Genomic DNA, 17167 nt, shown 5'->3' with positions numbered 1-17167 from the left:
ACGGGGAGGGGGACCGCGACGCCCTTGCGTCGTGACGGATGGGGCGACCTCAGGCATGGTGCTTCGGTTCGCCCCGTCCACCGCTTCGCGGTCCGCCTCCCCCGCAATGCGGGCGAGGATCCGATGCTTCCTCAACTGCGCGTGGGTGATGGCCACGGCCAGGGCGTCGGCGGCGTCGGCCTTCACGTCTCCGGCGGTGGGCAGCAGGCGTTTGACCATGAAGGCGATCTGGCTCTTGTCGGCGTGGCCGGCGCCGACCACCGCCTTCTTGATCAGGTTCGGCGAATATTCCGCCACCGTCAGCCCCGCCTTGGCCGGCGCCAGCATCACCGCCGCCCGCGCATGGCCCAGCTTCAGCGTCGAGGCCGGATTGACGTTGACGAACACCTCCTCGACCGCCGCCTCCTCGCAGCCGTGTTCGGCGCAGATCGCCCCCACATGGTCCAGCAAGTGCACCAGCCGTTCGGCGAAGGGCGCGGCCTCGGGCGGCGTCACCACCCCGTGGGCGACCCAGCGCAGCCGCGCGCCCTCGGCCGCCACCACGCCCCATCCGGTGCGCCGCAGGCCGGGGTCCAGCCCCAGGATTCGGATGGAGTCGTTCGCCATCCGTTCCTCATGCCCCAAAGACGGTTAGCGAGCAATGAACCCGTCAGTCGTCGCGCGGGTCCAGCCGGTAGGCCGCCACCCCGGGCAGGCGGCGAAGCGCCTCGCCCAGCGTCAGGAGATCGCCGTCCGCCGTCACCTTCAGGCGCCAGGCGCGACGTTGCAGCCGCCCCTCGTCGACCAGTTCCAGCCGGTCCGATCGCGGCGCGGGGTCCACGGTCTTCACCGCCGCCACGACCGCCTGACCCGTCGCTTCGTCCCCGCGCGCCCAGGCGACCTCCACGTCCGCCAGGATGCGGGCGGGCAGGTTGCGGCTGATCAGCCTCAGGCCGATCAGGATCAGCGCCGTCACCACGGTTCCCGCCGCCCCCAGGCCGTAGAGGCCCGCCCCGAACAGCAGCCCCAGGGCCGAGGTGATCCACAGCGACGCCGCCGTGGTCAGGCCGTGGATGGAAAAACCGGTGCGGAAGATCACCCCCGCGCACAGGAAGCCGATGCCGGTCAGCACCCCGTGCGCCATGCGGGTGGGATCGGTGACGATGTTCTCGTCCGGCAGGGCGCGGAAGGCCCAGTCCGCCTGCGACATGGCCGCCAGCATCAGCAGGGCCGAGGCCAGGCTGACCAGGATGTGGGTGCGGAACCCCGCCGCGCGTCCGCGCCATTCGCGCTCCAGCCCGATCACGCCGCCGGCGACGACGGCGCCCAGGATCGGCAGGAAGGCGTCGGGAAGATTCTCCAGGTTCATCCGCCTTCAACGGCGGCGCTTTTCGGATGTTCCGGGGACGGATCGTCTCAGGCGTGCGCGTCGACGTAGTGTTCCGGGTCCTTGTTCACCGGCTTGACGCCCGTGATGTGCTCGGCCTCGAAGGCCGCGAACCGGACCGCCAGGTCGTGGCGCACGGCGACGTCCGCGTTGATGCGGAAATCGGTCAGACCCTGGCGCTCTTCCTCGCCCATGTGTTTGGAGTTGACGACATTGGCCTGGCCCACCGCCTCGAACCACGCCTTGGAGCCGACCGCGTGCGCGGCCACGGCCTTGACGGCGTCGCGCAGCTTGTTGTGGTCCTCGATGGCGTCCTCGGTCTCGCCCTCGACGGTGCCGTCCTCGGCGTCGTTGGCGCCTTCGCCCAGCTTCAGCAGCTGCGGATAGAAGAACCGTTCCTCGGCCTCGGCGTGCACGTCCAGAAAGGCCAACAGCCGGCTCCAGACCTTCGTCAGGGCGTCCGTGTCCTTGGGGTCGATCTGTTCGATGATGGCGAACAGCCGACGCTGCTCGGCGTGGTCGTCCAGGATCAGCTGGGTGATGTCCATCGGGGGCGCTCCGGTCGCAACGGTGAAGCCTCGATACGCCCGGCGCGCGGCCCGGTTCCGTGCGAACGACTCGCTCTATTCAAACGGTTTGCGCGCGCCGTGCCAGAGGCGAAGGATTGTGACCGCCTCGCCGCCGACCGTGTAGACGATCAGATAGGGCGTATCCGAAACCTTCAGTTCACGCGTGCCGTGCTTGCGGCCTTCACGGCCTCTATTGGGCAGGTCGCGCAGAGTGCGCGCCGCCTCGACCAGACGATCCTGAACGCGTTCGGCGGCCGAGGGATTGTCGGCGGCGATGAAGGCGTAGGCGTCGAGCAGATCCGCAACGCCTCGTCCGACCAATCGACCCTCATCCCCTGCGGGCGGCGCGTTGCGCGGCCAGGGCGGCGACCACGTCCTCTTGCGGATGAAGGCGGCCTTCTTCCAGCGACTTCAGACCCTTGTCCACGGCGGCCTCAAAGGCCGTTTCCTCGTCTGTGGACGCAAAGGGCGTCGCCTCTTCCTCCACCGCCATGTCCCACACCGCCATGGCGACGATGTCGCCGATCGGGGCCTGTCGGGCGTTCGCCAGGGCGTCCAGCTTGGCCTTCACGGCCTCGTCCAGGGCGATGGTCGCATGCACGGTCATGCAGCGACCGTATCACGGCCGCCGCCCTCGCGGAAATCACCCCGCGTACTTGGCCGCGTCTTCGTCCGAGACGTCCTCGTTGGAATAGACGGCCGAGACGTCGTCCTCGGCGTCCAGCGCGTCCAGCAGCTTGAACAGGGTCCCGACCGCGTCGCCGCTGACCGGCACCTCGGACTGGGGCTTCCAGACGATGGCGGTGGACTTGGGGTCGCCCAGCACCTTGGACATGGCCTCGGCCACCTCGTTCAGGTCCTCAAAGGCGGTCCAGATGGTGTGGCCGGGCGCGTCCTCGTAGATGTCGGGCTTCTCCAGGTCGCTCTCGACGTCCTGGGCGCCGGCCTCGATGGCGGCCTCCATCACGGCGTCCTCGCTGCCCGCCTCGGCCGGATAGACGATCTTGCCGACCTTGTCCCACATGAAGGCGACCGAGTTCATCTCGCCCAGCGCCCCGCCGTTCTTGGAGAAGGCGGCCCGGATGTTCGAACCGGCGCGGTTGCGGTTGTCGGTCAGGGCTTCGACGATGACGCCGACGCCGCCGGGGCCGCGGCCCTCGTAGCGGATTTCCTCCATCGTGTCGGCGTCGCCCGAGGTCGCCTTGTTGATGGCGCGCTGGATCACGTCCTTGGGCAGGCTCTCGGCCTTGGCGTTATTTACCGCCAGGCGCAGGCGCGGGTTCATGGCCGGGTCCGGCAGGCCCGACTTTGCCGCCACGGTGATGTCGCGCGACAGCTTGGAGAACAGCTTGGAGCGCGCCGCGTCGGCCCGCCCCTTGCGGTGCATGATGTTCTTGAACTTGGAATGGCCGGCCATGGGATCGTCTTCGAAAGTCTGAAACCTGAGCCGCGCGTCCTAGCGGATGGGCGCTTGCGTGTCACGACGGGGGTTGCGCGGGAACCGTCGCCGTGCGCACGGATTGAACCGACACGGAATACGGAGCACCCCCATGACCGCCCCCGACGTCATCATCGAGGATCACGAGGACGAGGCCTTCGACGACGCCGACATCGTCGAATGGTACGAGGCGCGTCCCATCACCCTGTCGACCGCGGCCGTCACCGGCGCCGTGATCAGCGCCTTCGCCCTGGGGGCCCTGACCGCCGTCGGCGCCCTGTTCCTGATGGGGCGCCTGGACGACTGAGGCCGTCTGGCCGGCCGTCAGATCGGCATGGCCATGATTTCCTTGTAGGCCGATATCACCTGGTCGCGAACCGAGATCACGGTTTCCAACGACGCTTCGGCCGAACTGAGCGCGGTCACGACGTCGATCAGATTGCCCTGGCCGGCGATGGCCTGGGTCATCTGGGTCTCGGCCGCGCGCGACTGCTGACTCATGTCGGTCATGGCCGACTTGACCAGGTCGGCGAAGCCGCCGTCCCCGGCCTGGGGCGCGGGCGTGGCTGTGGGCATGGCCCCGCCCTGGACGGCGGCGTAGGCGCGGGCGGCCATCATCGGATTCATCACGGCTCAGCCCCTAGCGCTTGATGATGTCGAGGGTGCGCATGTCCATCGACCGCGCCGTCTCGATGACGTTCAGATTGGCCTCATAGGCGCGCTGCGCTTCGCGCATGTCCATCGCCTCCACCAGGGTGTCGACGTTGGGCCGCATCACATAGCCTTGCGCGTTCGCGGCCGGGTGCGACGGGTCGTAGTCCATCTTGAAGTCGCTCTGGTCGGGCCGCACCTCGGCCAGGGCCACGCCGGTGGCGCCGGCGACCTCGCGCGGCTGGAAAACCGGCGTCTGGCGACGATAGGGTTCGCCGCCCGGCGTGCGCGCCGTCGACTGCGCATTGGCGATGTTCTCGGCGATGATGCGCATGCGCGACTGCTGCGCCTTGAGGGCGGAGGCGGCCACGGCCATGGCGGAGTTGGAGGGCGGGATGGGGTCCGGCATGGGTCAGTCCTTCCTCACGCCTGGCCCGGCTTCTTGGCGGCCAGGCGGATCATCGACATCGACTTCTGGTAGAAGCCGATGGCGGCGTCATAGGCCATGCGGCTCTCGGCCATCTTCAGCATCTGCTCTTCGACCACCACCGAATTGCCGTCCAGCGTGGTTTCAGAATCCGGCGCCCGGGTCGAATCGAAACGGACCGGCGATCCGGCCGGGGCGATGTGGGCGGCGTTGGTGCGGTCATGGTCAGCCGACGGTTCTGCATCGCCGCGGCGAAGTCGGTCGGCTGCTTCAGGTCGCGGCCGACGTAGCCGGGCGTGTCGGCGTTGGCGACGTTGGAGGCGATGACCCTCTGGCGCTCGTCCAGCCAGCCCAGGCGGCCCTTGATCTGGCCCAGCAGAGGAATGTCGGCGACGCCCATGGCGATCTCCCGTCGGCGCCCGGCGGGGCGCGATGGGCAGAAAATGCCGCCTGCATGGTTAATAGGCCGTTATCTCAACCGGTCGTTAACCCTGCCGGTTAACAGTCGCCCCCGAACGCGCGCCCTCGCCGGACGCGCGCCGGGCGATCTGATGAACTTCCTCGACCTTCTCCGCGCCGTCTTCGGCCTGGCCTTCACCCTGGGCCTGATCGGCCTGGCCGCCTGGGCCGTGCGCCGCTATGCGCCCCAGCTGATGGCCCGGCTCCAGGCGCACAGGGGCGAGCGGCGGCTGCAGGTGGTCGAGACCCTGGTGCTGGACCCGGCGCGCCGGCTGGTCCTGGTGCGCGTCGACGACGAGGAACGGCTGATCCTGCTGGGCGAGGGCCGCGAACTGATCGAGCCGCGCCAGCCCGGAGGCGCCAAGTGAAGCCTTTCGGTTTTCTCCCTCCCCCTGCGGGGGAGGGTCGTCGCGCAGCGACGGGGTGGGGGCGGCCTGGCAAGGCCGCGCGGCCCGACGCAAGACAGATGGGCGATGCGTCGCCTTGCCCGCCCCACCCGACCTCGCTCCGCTCGGCCACCCTCCCCCGCAGGGGGAGGGAGAGGATTTTCGCCGTTCCCGCCGCCGCCGAGTTGAAGCGCGCCGCCCTGCTGTCGCTGTTCACCACGCTGGTGTGCCTGGCCTGGCCCGTCGTCGCCCTGGCCCAGGAGGCGGCCCAGTCCGGTTCCGCCATCAACATCGACCTGGGCACCGGCTCCGGCCTGACCCAGCGGGTCGTGCAGCTGATCGGCCTGATGACGGTGCTGTCGCTGGCGCCGTCGATCGTCATCATGACCACCAGCTTCGTGCGCATCGTGGTGGTGCTGTCGCTGCTGCGCACGGCGCTGGGCCTGCAGCAGTCGCCGCCGAACGCCGTGCTGGTGTCGCTGGCCCTGTTCCTGAGCGCCATCGTCATGGCTCCGACCTGGCAGGACGCCTATGATTCGGGGGTGCGTCCGCTGCTGGATCAGCAGATGGAGCTGCCCCAGGCGTTCGATGCGGCGTCCGAACCTGTGAAAACTTTCATGCTGTCCCAGGTGGACCGGGGCGACCTGGCCCTGTTCACCCGCCTGTCCCGCATCGAGGCGCCCCAGAACGTCCAGGAGCTGCCGCTGCGCGTGGTCACGCCCGCCTTCATGATCAGCGAGCTGAAGCGGGCCTTCGAGATCGGATTTCTCCTTTTCGTTCCGTTCCTTGTGATCGATCTGGTGGTCGCCAGCGTGCTGATGTCCATGGGCATGATGATGCTGCCGCCGGTGGTCGTCAGCCTCCCGTTCAAGTTGATCTTCTTCGTGCTGGTGGACGGCTGGCGACTGGTCGCGGGCAGTCTGGTGGAGAGCTTCCAGAGGGGCGCCGGCGGGGATAATCCCCGCCCCGCAAGGCTTTGCGCGTTTTCCGCGCTTGCAATGCCGTCCGAAATCCGCGTTGATCCGCCGGTCCTCGCCCTGAATTGGGCGACTAACACTGGAAACGCTTCTCATGACCACTCAAGCCGAACTGATCGCCGCTGTCGCCAAGGACGCCGGTGTCTCGCAGGCCGACGCCGGCAAGGTGCTGACCGCCATCGTCGAGAACATCCACAAGTCCCTGAAGTCGGGCGGCGACGTCCGCATCTCGAACCTGGGCGTTTTCGACACCGCCGCCCGCGCCGAGCGCGAAGGCCGCAACCCGGCCACCGGCGCCACGATCAAGATCGCCGCCTCCAAGGCCGTGCGCTTCCGCGTCTCCAAGCCGCTGAAGGACGCCGTAAACGGCTAAGGCCTTTCGCCCGTCCCGCCTGGGACGGATCGAAGCTTACGAACGGGCGGGGGTCGCGGCGCGATCTCCGCCCGTTTCCGTTCGGAAGTCCGCCTTGGCCTTCTCGACCCAGCCGACGAAGGTGTCGGCCCCGCTGGACAGGGCGGAGAAGTCGCCGGCCCCCGCCACGCCCGACAGGCTGTCGTCCAGGGACACGCGGATGGCGTTGGCCGATTTCGCCCGGTCCAGGAACGGCCGGTACTGGCCGCTCAGCCGTTGCAGGGCGGCGCGGTTTCCCGCCAGCGAATAGCCCACGCCGGCGCGGACCAGCCAGCTTTCTTCGGACGGCGACAGGGCCGTGGCCGTGTCGCGGTATCGTCCGCCCAGGCGCGCCTCGTACAGGGCCGCGGCCTCGGCCCACTTCTGCTGCTTCCACAGGATGTCGGCGCGGACCTCGCGGGCGGGGTCGGACTGGTCCCGGTCCAGCACCTCCAGCGCATGGTCGAACCGGCCCAGATCCATCAGGGCGCGCGCCTCCAATGCCCGGCGTTCGCTGTTCATCGCTGTCGGCAGCAGGGTGGTGCGCGAGCCCCAGATCGCCTGCAGCGCCTTCTCCGGCTGGCGGTCCATCAGATAGACGGTGGCCAGATTGGTCGCGACCTGGCCCTTGGCCACGCCGTCCAGCCGCTCGTCCACCTGGTGCTTCAGAAGTTCCGCGGCCTGGTCCAGCAGGTCCACGTCGATCAGCCGGCGGGCCAGGCGGCGCACCATCTCGTCGCCGTCGGCGCCGATCGGCGTCAGTTCGCGGAAGTCGTAGAACAGCGCCAGGGCCTGGACCGGCTGCAGGCCGTCGGCGGCGCCGTCCAGGAACAGGGCGCGGAAGGCGTCGGACTGGTCGGCCATGATCTCGGTCGCGCCCGGCACGCCGGCCATCCGCTTGCCCGCGCTGCGCAGCGCGTCCAGCGCCTCGCGATAGCGGCCACGCTGCAGATAGATGTCCGACAGCTTGCGGATCACCGCCAATTCGGTGGCGTCGCCGCGCCAGCCATTTCAGCTGCTCCAGCTGCTGGGCGGCCTGGTCGGGCGTGATCGCGCCCTTGTCCATCTCCAGGCTGACCACCCCAAGGCGCGCGGGCGTGGCGATCGCCTCGATCGGGGCGCGCGCCACCGCCTTGTACACCGCCAGCGCCCGGTCCTTGTCGCCGCTCAGGTCGAACAGCCGCGCCTGCACCAGCCGGGCTGTCAGCTGGTCCGCCGCCGGGGCGTCCTGGCTGAAGACATAGGCCAGCAGCTGGCGCGCGGCGGGCAGGTCGCCCGTCTCGATCGCCGCCATCGCATGGGCGGCGCCGAAGCGGGCGCGCCATTCCCGGGGGAAGTCGTCGACCACCGAGGCGCCGGCGGCGAAGGCGCGGCGCGCCTCGGTCCAGTCGCCCTGTTCGGCGGCGATATAGCCGCGCCAGACCTGGGTGGCGGGATCGTTGGCCAGGGCCGCCCCGGAAAAGTCGGCCTGCGCCTCCTCAAGCCGGCCCACGCCGACGCGCGCGACGCCGCGCAGGCCCCGCACCTCGGGCTCGCCCAGCATGTTGGGCGCCTTGTCCACCAGGGCGTTCAGCACCCCGATGGCCTCGTAATCCAGCCCCGATCCGACCAGGAAGCGCGCCAGGGCCAGCCGCGCCGAGATCGGGGCGCGGGGGTCGCCGTCGGCGGCGATCGTCTCCAGCCCGGCGGCGTCCTGCAGCCGGCGATAGCGGTCCGAGAAGCCCGCCTGGCCCAGCTGCGCCCACTCGTCCAGGATCAGCGCCGGATGGGCGGCCTTGCGCGGCGCGTCGGCGTCATGGTCGCCCGCCTCCAGCAGGGCCGACGGCGGCGACAGGGTCAGGCCGCGCGGCCGGCTCAGCGTCACCAGGTCCCCGGCGGCGTCGATCTTCAGGTCGTCGGTCGGCGTCTCGACCGCCAGGCCCTGGGCGGTCGGCAACAGGGTCAGATCGACGGTGCGGCGCGGCTGGCCCAGCCCCTTGCCGGGCGCCAGGGCGGTGACGGCGGCGAAGCGGTCCCCCGCCAGCGGGTCGGTCAGCCAGACCGTCTTGGTCGCCCCCGCCATCCGGGCCGTCAGCACCGGCGAGCCGTCGGCGGACCGGTCGATCTCCACCCCGGTCGCGCCCGACGGCGGCCCGCCCAGCGTCACGGTCCAGGTCCCGCCCTGCCCCTGGGCCGACAGGGCCAGCCCCTCGGGCGCGGACAGGCGCACCACGGTGTAGTCGGGGCCGGCGGCCCAGCGGGCGTCGCGCGCCTGGCCCAGGGCCCGCGCCCCGGTCAGGTCCATGCGGGCGGCGGTGTCGAACACGATCCAGACCGCCTCGCCGCGGCGGAAGACGGCGGCCCCCACCGGGGCGGCCCACTGGAAGGTCAGCACCGTCTTGTCGTCGCTGGCCACGGCGCGGACCGGCACCACCGAGCGTTCCGTCGCGGCCCGTTCGGCGCGGCTCGGCTCGGGCGCCTTGCCCGGCGCATAGAGGTTCAGCCACACCGCCCCGTCGGCGACGCCGGACCGCGCCTCGGCCCCTTCGGCCAGGGTGATGATCAGGTCCGTGCCGCCGCGCGCCTGGCGCGTCTCGACCCCCGTGACGCCCTCGGGCGGATCGACCCTGAGGCGCGAGACGTCGGGCGCGGCGGTCGTGCCCAGCCGCACCACCACCTTGTCGCCGTCGCGCCGCACCTGGCTGCGCACGCCGATGACGCCGCCGAACTCCAGCCGGGTGAATTCGCTGGACTGGCCGATGTCGATCGACAGCGGATCGCCGCCGCGCGAGGCCGCCTCCTGCGCCAGGGGCGCCAGGGGGCGAACGCGACGGCGCCGGCCGCGGCGGCCGCCACGGTCGTGTTCAGGATGCGTTTGCTGGCCAGGGCCCCGGACATATCTTCCAAGCCCTTGCCCCAAAGCCCTTTAATCGCGGTTAACCGCCGTTCACCGTAGAGTTACGGATAGGACCGTTCGTCCCAGCGACAAGCGCCGCGTTCCGGCTCAGGATGACCCCATGCAAACGCCCCGCCTCAGCACCCTGAAGACCGGCCTGGCCTGCCGCTGCCCGCGCTGCGGCAAGGGGCCGCTGTTCAAGGGCTATCTGTCGCTGCGCGAAAGCTGTCCGGACTGCGGCCTGGACTACGGCTTCGCCGATCCGGCGGACGGCCCGGCCTTCTTCGTCATGTCCGGCGCCGGCCTGATCGGCATGATCTTCATGATGGCGTTCGAATTCACAGTCCATCCGCCGATCTGGGTCCATGCGGTCGTGACCCTGCCGCTGCTGGTGGCCCTGTGCCTGGGGTGCCTGCGCCCCTTCAAGGCCTGGCTGGTGGCCGAACAGTATGTGCACAAGGCCGCCGAGCCGACGTTCGAAAGCGTGGGCAAGCACGGCGACTGAGGCCCCGCGCGCCGGGCCTCGGTTGACACCGGCGCGCAAACCCTGTGTCAGGCGCGCTCAGATTCAGGCCCCGTTCGATGGGGCGCCGCCCGCCGAAGTCCGTGTCCGAACCCGAAAACCCCCATATCGACCGTCCCCTGCGGTCCTTCGGCCGCATCAAGGCCCGCCCGATCAAGCCGCGCCAGGCGGCCTTGATGGATACGCTGCTGCCGGCGGTCGCCGTGCCCGACCCCAAGGCGGGGCCGCTGGACCCCCAGGCGCTGGCGCCCCAGGCGACCGAGGTCTGGCTGGAGATCGGCTTCGGCGGGGGCGAGCACATGGCCGCCCAGGCCGCGCGTCGGCCCGACGTGCTAGTGATCGGCTGCGAGCCGTTCCTGAACGGCGTCGCCTCGGCCCTGCGCCACATCGACGAGCAGGGCCTGAAGAACGTCCGCATCCACGCCGACGACGCGCGCGACGTGGTCGACGCCCTGCCGGACGCCTCGGTCGACCGGGTGCTGATCCTGTTCCCCGACCCCTGGCACAAGGCCCGCCACAACAAGCGCCGCCTGCTGCAGGACGAGACGGCCCAGGCCTTCGCCCGCATCCTGAAGCCCGGCGGGACGCTGCGCTTCGTCACCGACTGGCGCGACTATGCCGAATGGGCGCTGGAACGCCTGGAGCGCACGCCGGGCCTGCAACGGGTCGGCCCGGCGGACCAGGACTGGTTCGCCGCCCCCGCCGACCACGTCGTCACCCGCTACGAGGAAAAGCGGCTGGGCGACACGACGCCGATCTTCCTCGAATACCGGCGGCTGTGACGAAGAGGGCTGACAAGCGGTCGTGATGCGCCTATATGGCCTCTCACATCGTTAGACCGGCGTCCGACGACGCCGTATCGAAGCGGCGGCCCGGACGGACCGCCGCTTTTGTTTTGGACCGACCTCTTTGCGCGCAAAGACCGCACAGGACCGCCAGCTTCTGGAGCTGATCGACCCCGTGGCCGAAAGCCTGGGCCTGGACGTCGTGCGCGTGCGCCTGATGTCGGGTTCCCGGCGCCAGCGCCTGCAGGTGATGGCCGAGCGCCCCTCCGACCACGACATCTCGGTCGAACAGTGCGCCAAGTTGAGCCGCGCCATTTCCGAGGTGTTCGACGCCGCCGACCCGATCGCGGGCGAATATCTGCTGGAAGTCTCGTCGCCCGGCGTCGACCGGCCCCTGACCCGTCCCGTGGACTTCGACCTGTTCGAGGGCGAGGAGGCGCGGCTGGAAACCGACCGGATGATCGAGGGCCGCAAGCGCTTCAAGGGCGTGCTGGCCGGGTTCGAGGACGGAAACGTCCTGATCGACCTGGACGGCGAGGACGACACCGCCCTGATCCCCTTCGACTGGCTGGCCGACGCCAAGCTGGTGCTGACCGACGCCCTGATGAAGCGGGGCGCCGCCATCCGCGCCGCGCGCGGCGAACCCGAAGACGACGGCCTGCCCGAAGGGGCGGCCGAACACACCGACACCAAGACCCCCTCTGAGGACAACGCCTGATGGCCGTCACCGGTATTTCCGCCAACCGCCTCGAACTGCTGCAGATCGCCGACGCGGTCGCGCGCGAGAAGAACATCGACCGCGAGATCGTCATCGAGGCGATCGAGGAGGCGATCCAGAAGGGCGCCAAGTCGCGCTACGGCGCCCACCACGACATCCGCGCCAAGATCGACCACAAGACCGGCGAACTGGCCCTGACGCGTCACGTCACGGTCGTCGAGGACGACTGGCAGCCGGAAGACGAGCTGGAAGAGTTCAACGACAGCGCCATGGTGCGCCTGAAGGACGCGCTGAAGCGCGACCCCGAGGCCGTGGTCGGCAAGGACTACGTCGAGGTCCTGCCGCCGTTCGAATTCGGCCGCGTCCAGACCCAGATGGCCCGCCAGGTCGTGACCGGAAAGGTCCGCGAGGCCGAACGCGCCAACCAGTACGAAGAGTTCAAGGACCGCGTCGGCGAGATCGTCAACGGCACGGTCAAGCGCGTCGAATACGGCAACACCATCGTCGACCTGGGCCGGGGCGAGGGCGTGATGCGCCGCGACCAGTCCATCCCGCGCGAGGTGTTCAACATCGGCGACCGCATCCGCACCTACATCTACGACGTCCGCCCCGAGGCCAAGGGCCCGCAGGTGATGCTGAGCCGCGCCCACCCCGGCTTCATGGCCAAGCTGTTCGCCCAGGAAGTGCCCGAGGTCTATGACGGCGTGATCGAGATCCGCGCCGCCGCCCGCGACGCCGGCTCGCGCGCCAAGATGGCGGTGCTGTCGAACGACAGCTCCATCGATCCGGTCGGCGCCTGCGTCGGCATGCGCGGCAGCCGCGTGCAGGCGGTCGTCGCCGAACTGCAGGGCGAGAAGATCGACATCATCCAGTGGAACAACGACGAGCCGACCTTCATCGTCAACGCCCTGGCCCCGGCCGAGGTGTCCAAGGTCGTGCTGGACGAGGAAGCCGGCCGCGTCGAGGTCGTGGTGCCCGACGAGCAGCTGTCGCTGGCCATCGGCCGTCGCGGCCAGAACGTGCGCCTGGCCAGCCAGCTGACCGGCTGGCAGATCGACATCATCACCGAGGCCCAGGATAGCGAGCGCCGCCAGAAGGAATTCACCGAGCGCACCGCCCTGTTCCAGGACGCCCTGGACGTGGACGAGGTCATCGCCCAGCTGCTGGTCACCGAAGGCTTCGCCACGGTCGAGGACCTGGCCTATGTCGAGCCTTACGAAGTCGCCGAGATCGAGGGCTTCGACGAGGAGACCGCCGAGGAACTGCAGGCCCGCGCCCGCGACTTCCTGGACAAGAAGGCCGCCGAGCTGGACGCCAAGCGCACCGAGCTGGGCGTCGAGGACGCCGTGCTGGACGTGCCGGGCGTGACCCTGGGCATGGCGGTCGCGCTGGGAGAGGGCGGCGTCAAGACGGTCGAGGACCTGGCCGACCTGGCCACCGACGAGATCCGCGGCGGCTACGAAGTCCGCGGCGGCGAGCGCGTCAAGGTTCCGGGCGTGCTGGAAAGCTTCAACCTGGCCCAGGAGGACGCCGAGCTGCTGATCCTGCAGGCCCGCGTGGCCGCCGGCTGGATCGACGCGTCCGAACTGCCGCAGCCCGAGCCGGAATACGAGGAAGAGGGCGAGTACGCCGAGGGCGAATACGATCCCGACCAGGTGTTCGGCGAAGCCTCGTCCGAGGGGCTGGAAGAGGCCGAGCTCGAGAACGGCGACGCGGAGGTCTTCGCCGAAGACCTCGAACAGTCCCGCGACGCGTGATGGAGACCCTGGCCCTCCATGAGCTTGCGCGACGCGACGATCGATAGGGAACGCCGGGACCTGGTCAGCCACCAGGTCATGGACGAATCTCGCCTGATCCGTTTCGTCGCCGGGCCCGAGGGCCAGGTCGTCCCCGACCTGGGGCGCAAGCTGCCCGGGCGCGGCCTGTGGGTCGAGGCGACCCGCGCCGCGGTCGATCAGGCGGTCAGGAAGAACGGCTTTTCCCGCGCCGCCAAGACGCCGCTGTCGGCCCCGGCCGACCTGTCCGACATGGTCGAGAGACTGCTGGCCCGGCGCTGTCTGGACCAGCTGGGTCTTGCCCGGCGCGAAGGCGTGCTTATCTCCGGCTTCGAAAGTCCGCCGCGGCGATCCGTTCAGGCAAGGCCGCCTGGCTGGTCGAGGCGTCCGACGGATCGGCCGACGGGCGCGGAAAGCTGCTGGCCCTGGCCGCCCACCAGACCGCCCGCATCTGCGGCGCGTTCGGCGCGGACGATTTGAGTTTGGCCCTCGGGCTGGAAAATGCGATACACGCCGTCCTGCTTGCGGGCGGACGGGCCGATCGCTGGACCATCGAGGTCGAACGACTGGCCGGATTTCGGCCGCTTCGCCCCCCTCACTGGGATGTTTCCGGTGACGAGGACGGATCGGCGGGAGCCCCACCGACAGGGGCGAGTTGAGGATTTTGGCGGGCGCGGGCCTGTCTCCAGGGACGGAGACGGGCTCACGGCCGTTCATGTGCATTGAAGACGACGGCGGGCTGTTCCGCCCCAAGTAAAGCGACCGGATGAGCGACGAAAACGACAAGACCAACCAGGGCCAGGGCTCCAACACCGGCGGCGCGCCGTCCCAGACGGGACCGCGCGCGCCGCTGAGCCTGAAGCCGCGCGCCGCGGGATCGGTTTCGACCGGCACCGTGAAGCAGAGCTTCAGCCACGGCCGATCCAAGACGGTGGTGGTCGAGACCAAGCGCCGCGTCGGCGCCAGCGGCCCGCAACGGCCGCAGGGCTTCGACGTCGCGCGTCCGCGCAACGACCAGGGCCAGGCCCCGCGTCCGCAGGCGCCGCGTTCGTCCCAGCCCGCCGGCGGCGCCCTGTCGCCCGAGGAGCAGGAGGCCCGTCGCCGCGCCATCGCCCTGGCCACCCAGGCCAATGCGGAACGCGAACGCGCCGCCGCCGCCGAACGCGCCCAGCGCGAGGCCGAAGCCCGCGAGCAGGCGGCCGCCACCGAACGCGCCGCCCAGGCCGCCCGAGACGAGGCCGCCGCCGCCAAGGCCGCCGCCGAGGCCGCGCGCGCCGAGGCCGCCAAGCTGGCCGCCGCCGCCCCGGCCCCGGCCGCCAAGCCGGCGCCCAAGCCGGCCGCGCCCGCGCCGGCCGCACCCGCCGCGCCTGCGGCCCAGGCGCCGACCCCGGCCCAGACTCAGCCCCCCGCCGCGCCGTCGCGTCCGGCCGCGCCTGCACGTCCGGCCGTCAACTTCGGCCAGCGGGCGCCCAAGCCGGGCAATCCGCAGCGCGCGCCCGCCGAACGTCCGGCCTTCGGCGGCCGCTCGGCCCGCGAACAGGCGATGGGCGGCGGCGAGCGGTCCTATTCCGATCGTCCCGAGCGCCCGTCGTCGGACCGCCCGCAAGGCGCCCGCTCCGGCGCACCCGGCGCGCGGCCCCAGGGCGCCCGTCCGGCCGAGCCGGTCCGCTATTCGGCGCTGAACCCGCGTCCCGCCCCCGGCGGCGCCCGTCCGGGCGGCCCGCGCACCGGCCCCGGCGGCCGCGCCGCGCCCAACGCTCCGCCCGCGACGCCGGAAGTGGCCCGTCCCAGCCGCTCGACCGGCGCCGGCTTCGGCCGTCCGGTCGGCCGCGACGACGACCGCGACAAGCGCTTCTCCGACGCCGGCAAGGCGGTCAGCCGCACGCGCGGCGAGCCCAAGCGCCGCGAAGGCCGCATGACCATCCAGTCCGTGGTCGGCGACGGCGACGCCGCCGAGCGGATGCGCTCGCTGGCCTCGGTCCGCCGCGCCCGCGAACGCGAGAAGGAAAAGCGCAAGGGCGGATCGACCGACGCGCCGAACCGTCCGCGCGAAGTGGTCATCCCCGACGTCATCACCGTGCAGGAGCTGTCCAACCGGATGGCCGTGCGCGGCGTCGACATCATCAAGTTCCTGATGCGTCAGGGCATGATGATGAAGATCAACGACGTGATCGATTCCGACACCGCCGAACTGGTGGCCGAAGAGTTCGGCATGGCGGTCAAGCGCGTGTCCGAATCCGACATCGAGACGGGCTTCCTGGGCGAGGCCGACGACGCCGAGGCGTCCGAAACCCGCGCCCCCGTCGTGGCCATCATGGGCCACGTCGACCACGGCAAGACCAGCCTGCTGGACGCGCTGCGCACCACCGACGTGGCGGCGGGCGAGGCCGGCGGCATCACTCAGCACATCGGCGCCTATCAGGTGCGGCTGGAGGACGGCCAGAAGGTCACCTTCCTGGACACCCCCGGCCACGCCGCCTTCTCGGCGATGCGGGCGCGCGGCGCCACCGTCACCGACATCGTGGTGCTGGTGGTGGCCGCCGACGACGGCGTCATGCCCCAGACGATCGAGGCCATCCAGCACGCCAAGGCGGCCGGCGCCCCGATCATCGTGGCGGTCAACAAGATCGACAAGCCGGACGCCAATCCGCAGAAGGTCGTCAACGAGCTGCTGCAGTACGAGGTCATCGCCGAGAGCCTGGGCGGCGACACCCAGATCATCGAGGTCTCGGCCAAGAACCGCACCAACCTGGACGGCCTGCTGGAAGCCATCCTGATCCAGGCCGAGGTCATGGACCTGCGCGCCAACCCCGACCGTTCGGCCGAAGGCGTGGTCATCGAGGCCAAGCTGGACAAGGGCCGCGGCCCGGTCGGCACCGTCCTGGTCAAGCGCGGCACGCTGAAGCGCGGCGACATCGTCGTGGCCGGCGGCGCCTGGGGCAAGGTCCGCGCCCTGCTGAACGAGCGCAACGAGCAGCTGACCGAGGCCGGCCCGTCCGTCCCGGTCGAGATCCTGGGCCTGGACGAGGCGCCGTCGCCCGGCGACGTCTTCGCCGTGGTGGATTCCGAAGCCCGCGCCCGCGAGCTGACCGAATACCGTCAGCGGGTGAAGCGCGAGAAGGCCCAGGTGTCGGGCGGCTCGGTGTCGCTGGTCGACATGATGGCCAAGCTCGGCTCCAAGAAGATCAGCGAACTGCCGGTCGTCATCAAGTCCGACGTCCAGGGCTCGGGCGAGGCCATCGCCGCCTCGCTGGAGAAGATGGGCAACGACGAGGTCCGCGCGCGCATCGTTTATTCGGGCGCCGGCGGCATCACCGAGAGCGACGTCAACCTGGCCAAGTCGGCCGGGGCGCCGATCCTGGGCTTCAACGTCCGCGCCTCGAAACAGGCGCGCGACCTGGCCGAGCGCGAGGGCGTCGAGATCCGCTACTACGCGATCATCTACGACCTGCTGGACGACATGAAGGGCGTGCTGTCGGGGATGCTGGCGCCGCTGCAGCGCGAGACCTTCCTGGGCAACGCCCAGGTGCTGCAGGTGTTCGACATCTCCAAGGTCGGCAAGATCGCCGGCTGCCGCGTCACCGAGGGCGTGGTCCGCAAGGGCGCGCGCGTCCGCATCATCCGCGACGACGTGGTGGTGCTGGAACTGGGCGTGCTCAACACGCTCAAGCGCTTCAAGGACGAGGTCAACGAGGTGCCTTCGGGCCAGGAGTGCGGCATGCAGTTCGCCGGCTTCCAGGACATCAAGGAAGGCGACTACATCGAGTGCTTCACGGTCGAAGAGATCAAGCGCACGCTGGACTAGGGGCAAGGGCCCGGAACGCAGG

At 70.4% G+C, this 17167-nt stretch carries 17 protein-coding genes and 4 pseudogenes; 11 read left to right on the top strand and 10 right to left on the bottom strand.

Going from position 1 to position 17167, the window contains the following annotated elements:
* Window positions 1-114 precede the first annotated feature (114 nt).
* From ruvC to MU852_RS09650, 6 genes and pseudogenes are all read right to left on the bottom strand, one after another.
* Window positions 115-606 (bottom strand): annotated as a pseudogene (ruvC, locus tag MU852_RS09675) (crossover junction endodeoxyribonuclease RuvC); the annotation flags it as partial.
* Window positions 607-649: 43 nt separating this feature from the next.
* On the bottom strand, window positions 650-1348 hold the full coding sequence (locus MU852_RS09670; RefSeq protein WP_249749419.1) for an MgtC/SapB family protein: 699 nt from the start codon (window positions 1346-1348) through the stop codon (window positions 650-652).
* A 47-nt stretch (window positions 1349-1395) separates the two neighbouring features.
* Window positions 1396-1914: a hemerythrin domain-containing protein gene (locus tag MU852_RS09665; RefSeq protein ID WP_249749418.1), complete on the bottom strand. Its 519-nt coding sequence runs from the start codon at window positions 1912-1914 to the stop codon at window positions 1396-1398.
* 75 nt (window positions 1915-1989) lie between these two features.
* Complete coding sequence (locus MU852_RS09660; RefSeq protein ID WP_249749417.1) at window positions 1990-2256, bottom strand: type II toxin-antitoxin system RelE/ParE family toxin; 267 nt, start codon at window positions 2254-2256, stop codon at window positions 1990-1992.
* Between the two features lie 7 nt (window positions 2257-2263).
* The gene (locus tag MU852_RS09655; RefSeq protein WP_249749416.1) at window positions 2264-2542 is read right to left on the bottom strand and encodes a hypothetical protein; all 279 of its coding nucleotides are present in this window, start codon (window positions 2540-2542) and stop codon (window positions 2264-2266) included.
* Window positions 2543-2578: 36 nt separating this feature from the next.
* Entirely contained in the window at window positions 2579-3352 is a 774-nt protein-coding gene (locus tag MU852_RS09650) for a YebC/PmpR family DNA-binding transcriptional regulator (protein ID WP_249749415.1), read from the bottom strand.
* Between the two features lie 133 nt (window positions 3353-3485).
* Between MU852_RS09650 and MU852_RS09645 the strand changes: the two genes are divergently transcribed.
* On the top strand, window positions 3486-3680 hold the full coding sequence (locus MU852_RS09645) for a hypothetical protein (protein WP_249749414.1): 195 nt from the start codon (window positions 3486-3488) through the stop codon (window positions 3678-3680).
* A 17-nt stretch (window positions 3681-3697) separates the two neighbouring features.
* Here MU852_RS09645 and fliE read toward each other — a convergent pair whose 3' ends face one another.
* The 3 genes and pseudogenes from fliE to flgB form a co-directional block, all read right to left on the bottom strand.
* On the bottom strand, window positions 3698-4000 hold the full coding sequence (gene fliE, locus MU852_RS09640) for a flagellar hook-basal body complex protein FliE (protein WP_249751913.1): 303 nt from the start codon (window positions 3998-4000) through the stop codon (window positions 3698-3700).
* A gap of 13 nt (window positions 4001-4013) precedes the next feature.
* Entirely contained in the window at window positions 4014-4400 is a 387-nt protein-coding gene (flgC, locus tag MU852_RS09635; protein WP_249751912.1) for a flagellar basal body rod protein FlgC, read from the bottom strand.
* Between the two features lie 47 nt (window positions 4401-4447).
* A pseudogene (gene flgB / locus MU852_RS09630) lies at window positions 4448-4851 on the bottom strand (flagellar basal body rod protein FlgB).
* A gap of 151 nt (window positions 4852-5002) precedes the next feature.
* Here flgB and MU852_RS09625 point away from each other — a divergent pair.
* From MU852_RS09625 to MU852_RS09615, 3 genes and pseudogenes are all read left to right on the top strand, one after another.
* The gene (locus MU852_RS09625) at window positions 5003-5278 is read left to right on the top strand and encodes a FliO/MopB family protein (protein ID WP_249749413.1); all 276 of its coding nucleotides are present in this window, start codon (window positions 5003-5005) and stop codon (window positions 5276-5278) included.
* 176 nt (window positions 5279-5454) lie between these two features.
* Window positions 5455-6249, top strand: a pseudogene (fliP, locus tag MU852_RS09620) (flagellar type III secretion system pore protein FliP); the annotation flags it as partial.
* A 118-nt stretch (window positions 6250-6367) separates the two neighbouring features.
* Window positions 6368-6646, top strand: a complete 279-nt coding sequence (locus MU852_RS09615) for an HU family DNA-binding protein (RefSeq protein WP_201217035.1) — start codon at window positions 6368-6370, stop codon at window positions 6644-6646.
* Between the two features lie 36 nt (window positions 6647-6682).
* Here MU852_RS09615 and MU852_RS09610 read toward each other — a convergent pair whose 3' ends face one another.
* Window positions 6683-7642 carry a tetratricopeptide repeat protein gene (locus MU852_RS09610; RefSeq protein ID WP_249749412.1) on the bottom strand — a complete coding sequence of 320 codons (960 nt, stop codon included), beginning with the start codon at window positions 7640-7642 and terminating at the stop codon, window positions 6683-6685.
* Here MU852_RS09610 and MU852_RS09605 point away from each other — a divergent pair.
* From MU852_RS09605 to infB, 7 genes and pseudogenes are all read left to right on the top strand, one after another.
* A complete protein-coding gene (locus MU852_RS09605) occupies window positions 7620-9599 on the top strand; it encodes a hypothetical protein (protein ID WP_249749411.1) in 1980 nt (659 codons plus the stop codon). The genes MU852_RS09610 and MU852_RS09605 overlap by 23 nt on opposite strands.
* A gap of 61 nt (window positions 9600-9660) precedes the next feature.
* Window positions 9661-10044 carry a DUF983 domain-containing protein gene (locus MU852_RS09600; RefSeq protein ID WP_249749410.1) on the top strand — a complete coding sequence of 128 codons (384 nt, stop codon included), beginning with the start codon at window positions 9661-9663 and terminating at the stop codon, window positions 10042-10044.
* A gap of 101 nt (window positions 10045-10145) precedes the next feature.
* Window positions 10146-10844 (top strand): tRNA (guanosine(46)-N7)-methyltransferase TrmB, encoded by a 699-nt coding sequence (gene trmB, locus MU852_RS09595; protein ID WP_249749409.1) that lies wholly within the window; start codon window positions 10146-10148, stop codon window positions 10842-10844.
* A 127-nt stretch (window positions 10845-10971) separates the two neighbouring features.
* Complete coding sequence (gene rimP, locus MU852_RS09590) at window positions 10972-11565, top strand: ribosome maturation factor RimP (RefSeq protein ID WP_249749408.1); 594 nt, start codon at window positions 10972-10974, stop codon at window positions 11563-11565.
* Window positions 11565-13322: a transcription termination factor NusA gene (nusA, locus tag MU852_RS09585; RefSeq protein ID WP_249749407.1), complete on the top strand. Its 1758-nt coding sequence runs from the start codon at window positions 11565-11567 to the stop codon at window positions 13320-13322. Before rimP ends, nusA begins: the two co-directional genes overlap by 1 nt.
* Before the next feature lie 18 nt (window positions 13323-13340).
* Window positions 13341-13999 (top strand): annotated as a pseudogene (locus MU852_RS09580) (RNA-binding protein).
* Window positions 14000-14106: 107 nt separating this feature from the next.
* Complete coding sequence (gene infB / locus MU852_RS09575; protein WP_249749406.1) at window positions 14107-17145, top strand: translation initiation factor IF-2; 3039 nt, start codon at window positions 14107-14109, stop codon at window positions 17143-17145.
* The last annotated feature ends 22 nt before the right edge of the window (window positions 17146-17167 follow it).

The sequence above is a fragment of the Brevundimonas albigilva genome, from assembly GCF_023503965.1.
In the GTDB taxonomy this organism is placed as follows: Bacteria; Pseudomonadota; Alphaproteobacteria; order Caulobacterales; family Caulobacteraceae; genus Brevundimonas; species Brevundimonas albigilva.
Note: the sequence above shows the minus strand (reverse complement) of the source record. Positions and strands in the feature narration are given on the sequence as shown.

Bases quoted from the DNA above. Each gene is read 5' to 3' on its own strand.
- MU852_RS09670 (WP_249749419.1), bottom strand. From the start codon at position 1,348: ATGAACCTGGAGAATCTTCCCGACGCCTTCCTGCCGATCCTGGGCGCC.
- MU852_RS09665 (WP_249749418.1), bottom strand. From the start codon at position 1,914: ATGGACATCACCCAGCTGATCCTGGACGACCACGCCGAGCAGCGTCGG.
- MU852_RS09655 (WP_249749416.1), bottom strand. From the start codon at position 2,542: ATGACCGTGCATGCGACCATCGCCCTGGACGAGGCCGTGAAGGCCAAG.
- MU852_RS09650 (WP_249749415.1), bottom strand. From the start codon at position 3,352: ATGGCCGGCCATTCCAAGTTCAAGAACATCATGCACCGCAAGGGGCGG.
- MU852_RS09645 (WP_249749414.1), top strand. From the start codon at position 3,486: ATGACCGCCCCCGACGTCATCATCGAGGATCACGAGGACGAGGCCTTC.
- fliE (WP_249751913.1), bottom strand. From the start codon at position 4,000: ATGAATCCGATGATGGCCGCCCGCGCCTACGCCGCCGTCCAGGGCGGG.
- flgC (WP_249751912.1), bottom strand. From the start codon at position 4,400: ATGGCCGTGGCCGCCTCCGCCCTCAAGGCGCAGCAGTCGCGCATGCGC.
- MU852_RS09625 (WP_249749413.1), top strand. From the start codon at position 5,003: ATGAACTTCCTCGACCTTCTCCGCGCCGTCTTCGGCCTGGCCTTCACC.
- MU852_RS09615 (WP_201217035.1), top strand. From the start codon at position 6,368: ATGACCACTCAAGCCGAACTGATCGCCGCTGTCGCCAAGGACGCCGGT.
- MU852_RS09605 (WP_249749411.1), top strand. From the start codon at position 7,620: ATGTCCGACAGCTTGCGGATCACCGCCAATTCGGTGGCGTCGCCGCGC.
- MU852_RS09600 (WP_249749410.1), top strand. From the start codon at position 9,661: ATGCAAACGCCCCGCCTCAGCACCCTGAAGACCGGCCTGGCCTGCCGC.
- nusA (WP_249749407.1), top strand. From the start codon at position 11,565: ATGGCCGTCACCGGTATTTCCGCCAACCGCCTCGAACTGCTGCAGATC.
- infB (WP_249749406.1), top strand. From the start codon at position 14,107: ATGAGCGACGAAAACGACAAGACCAACCAGGGCCAGGGCTCCAACACC.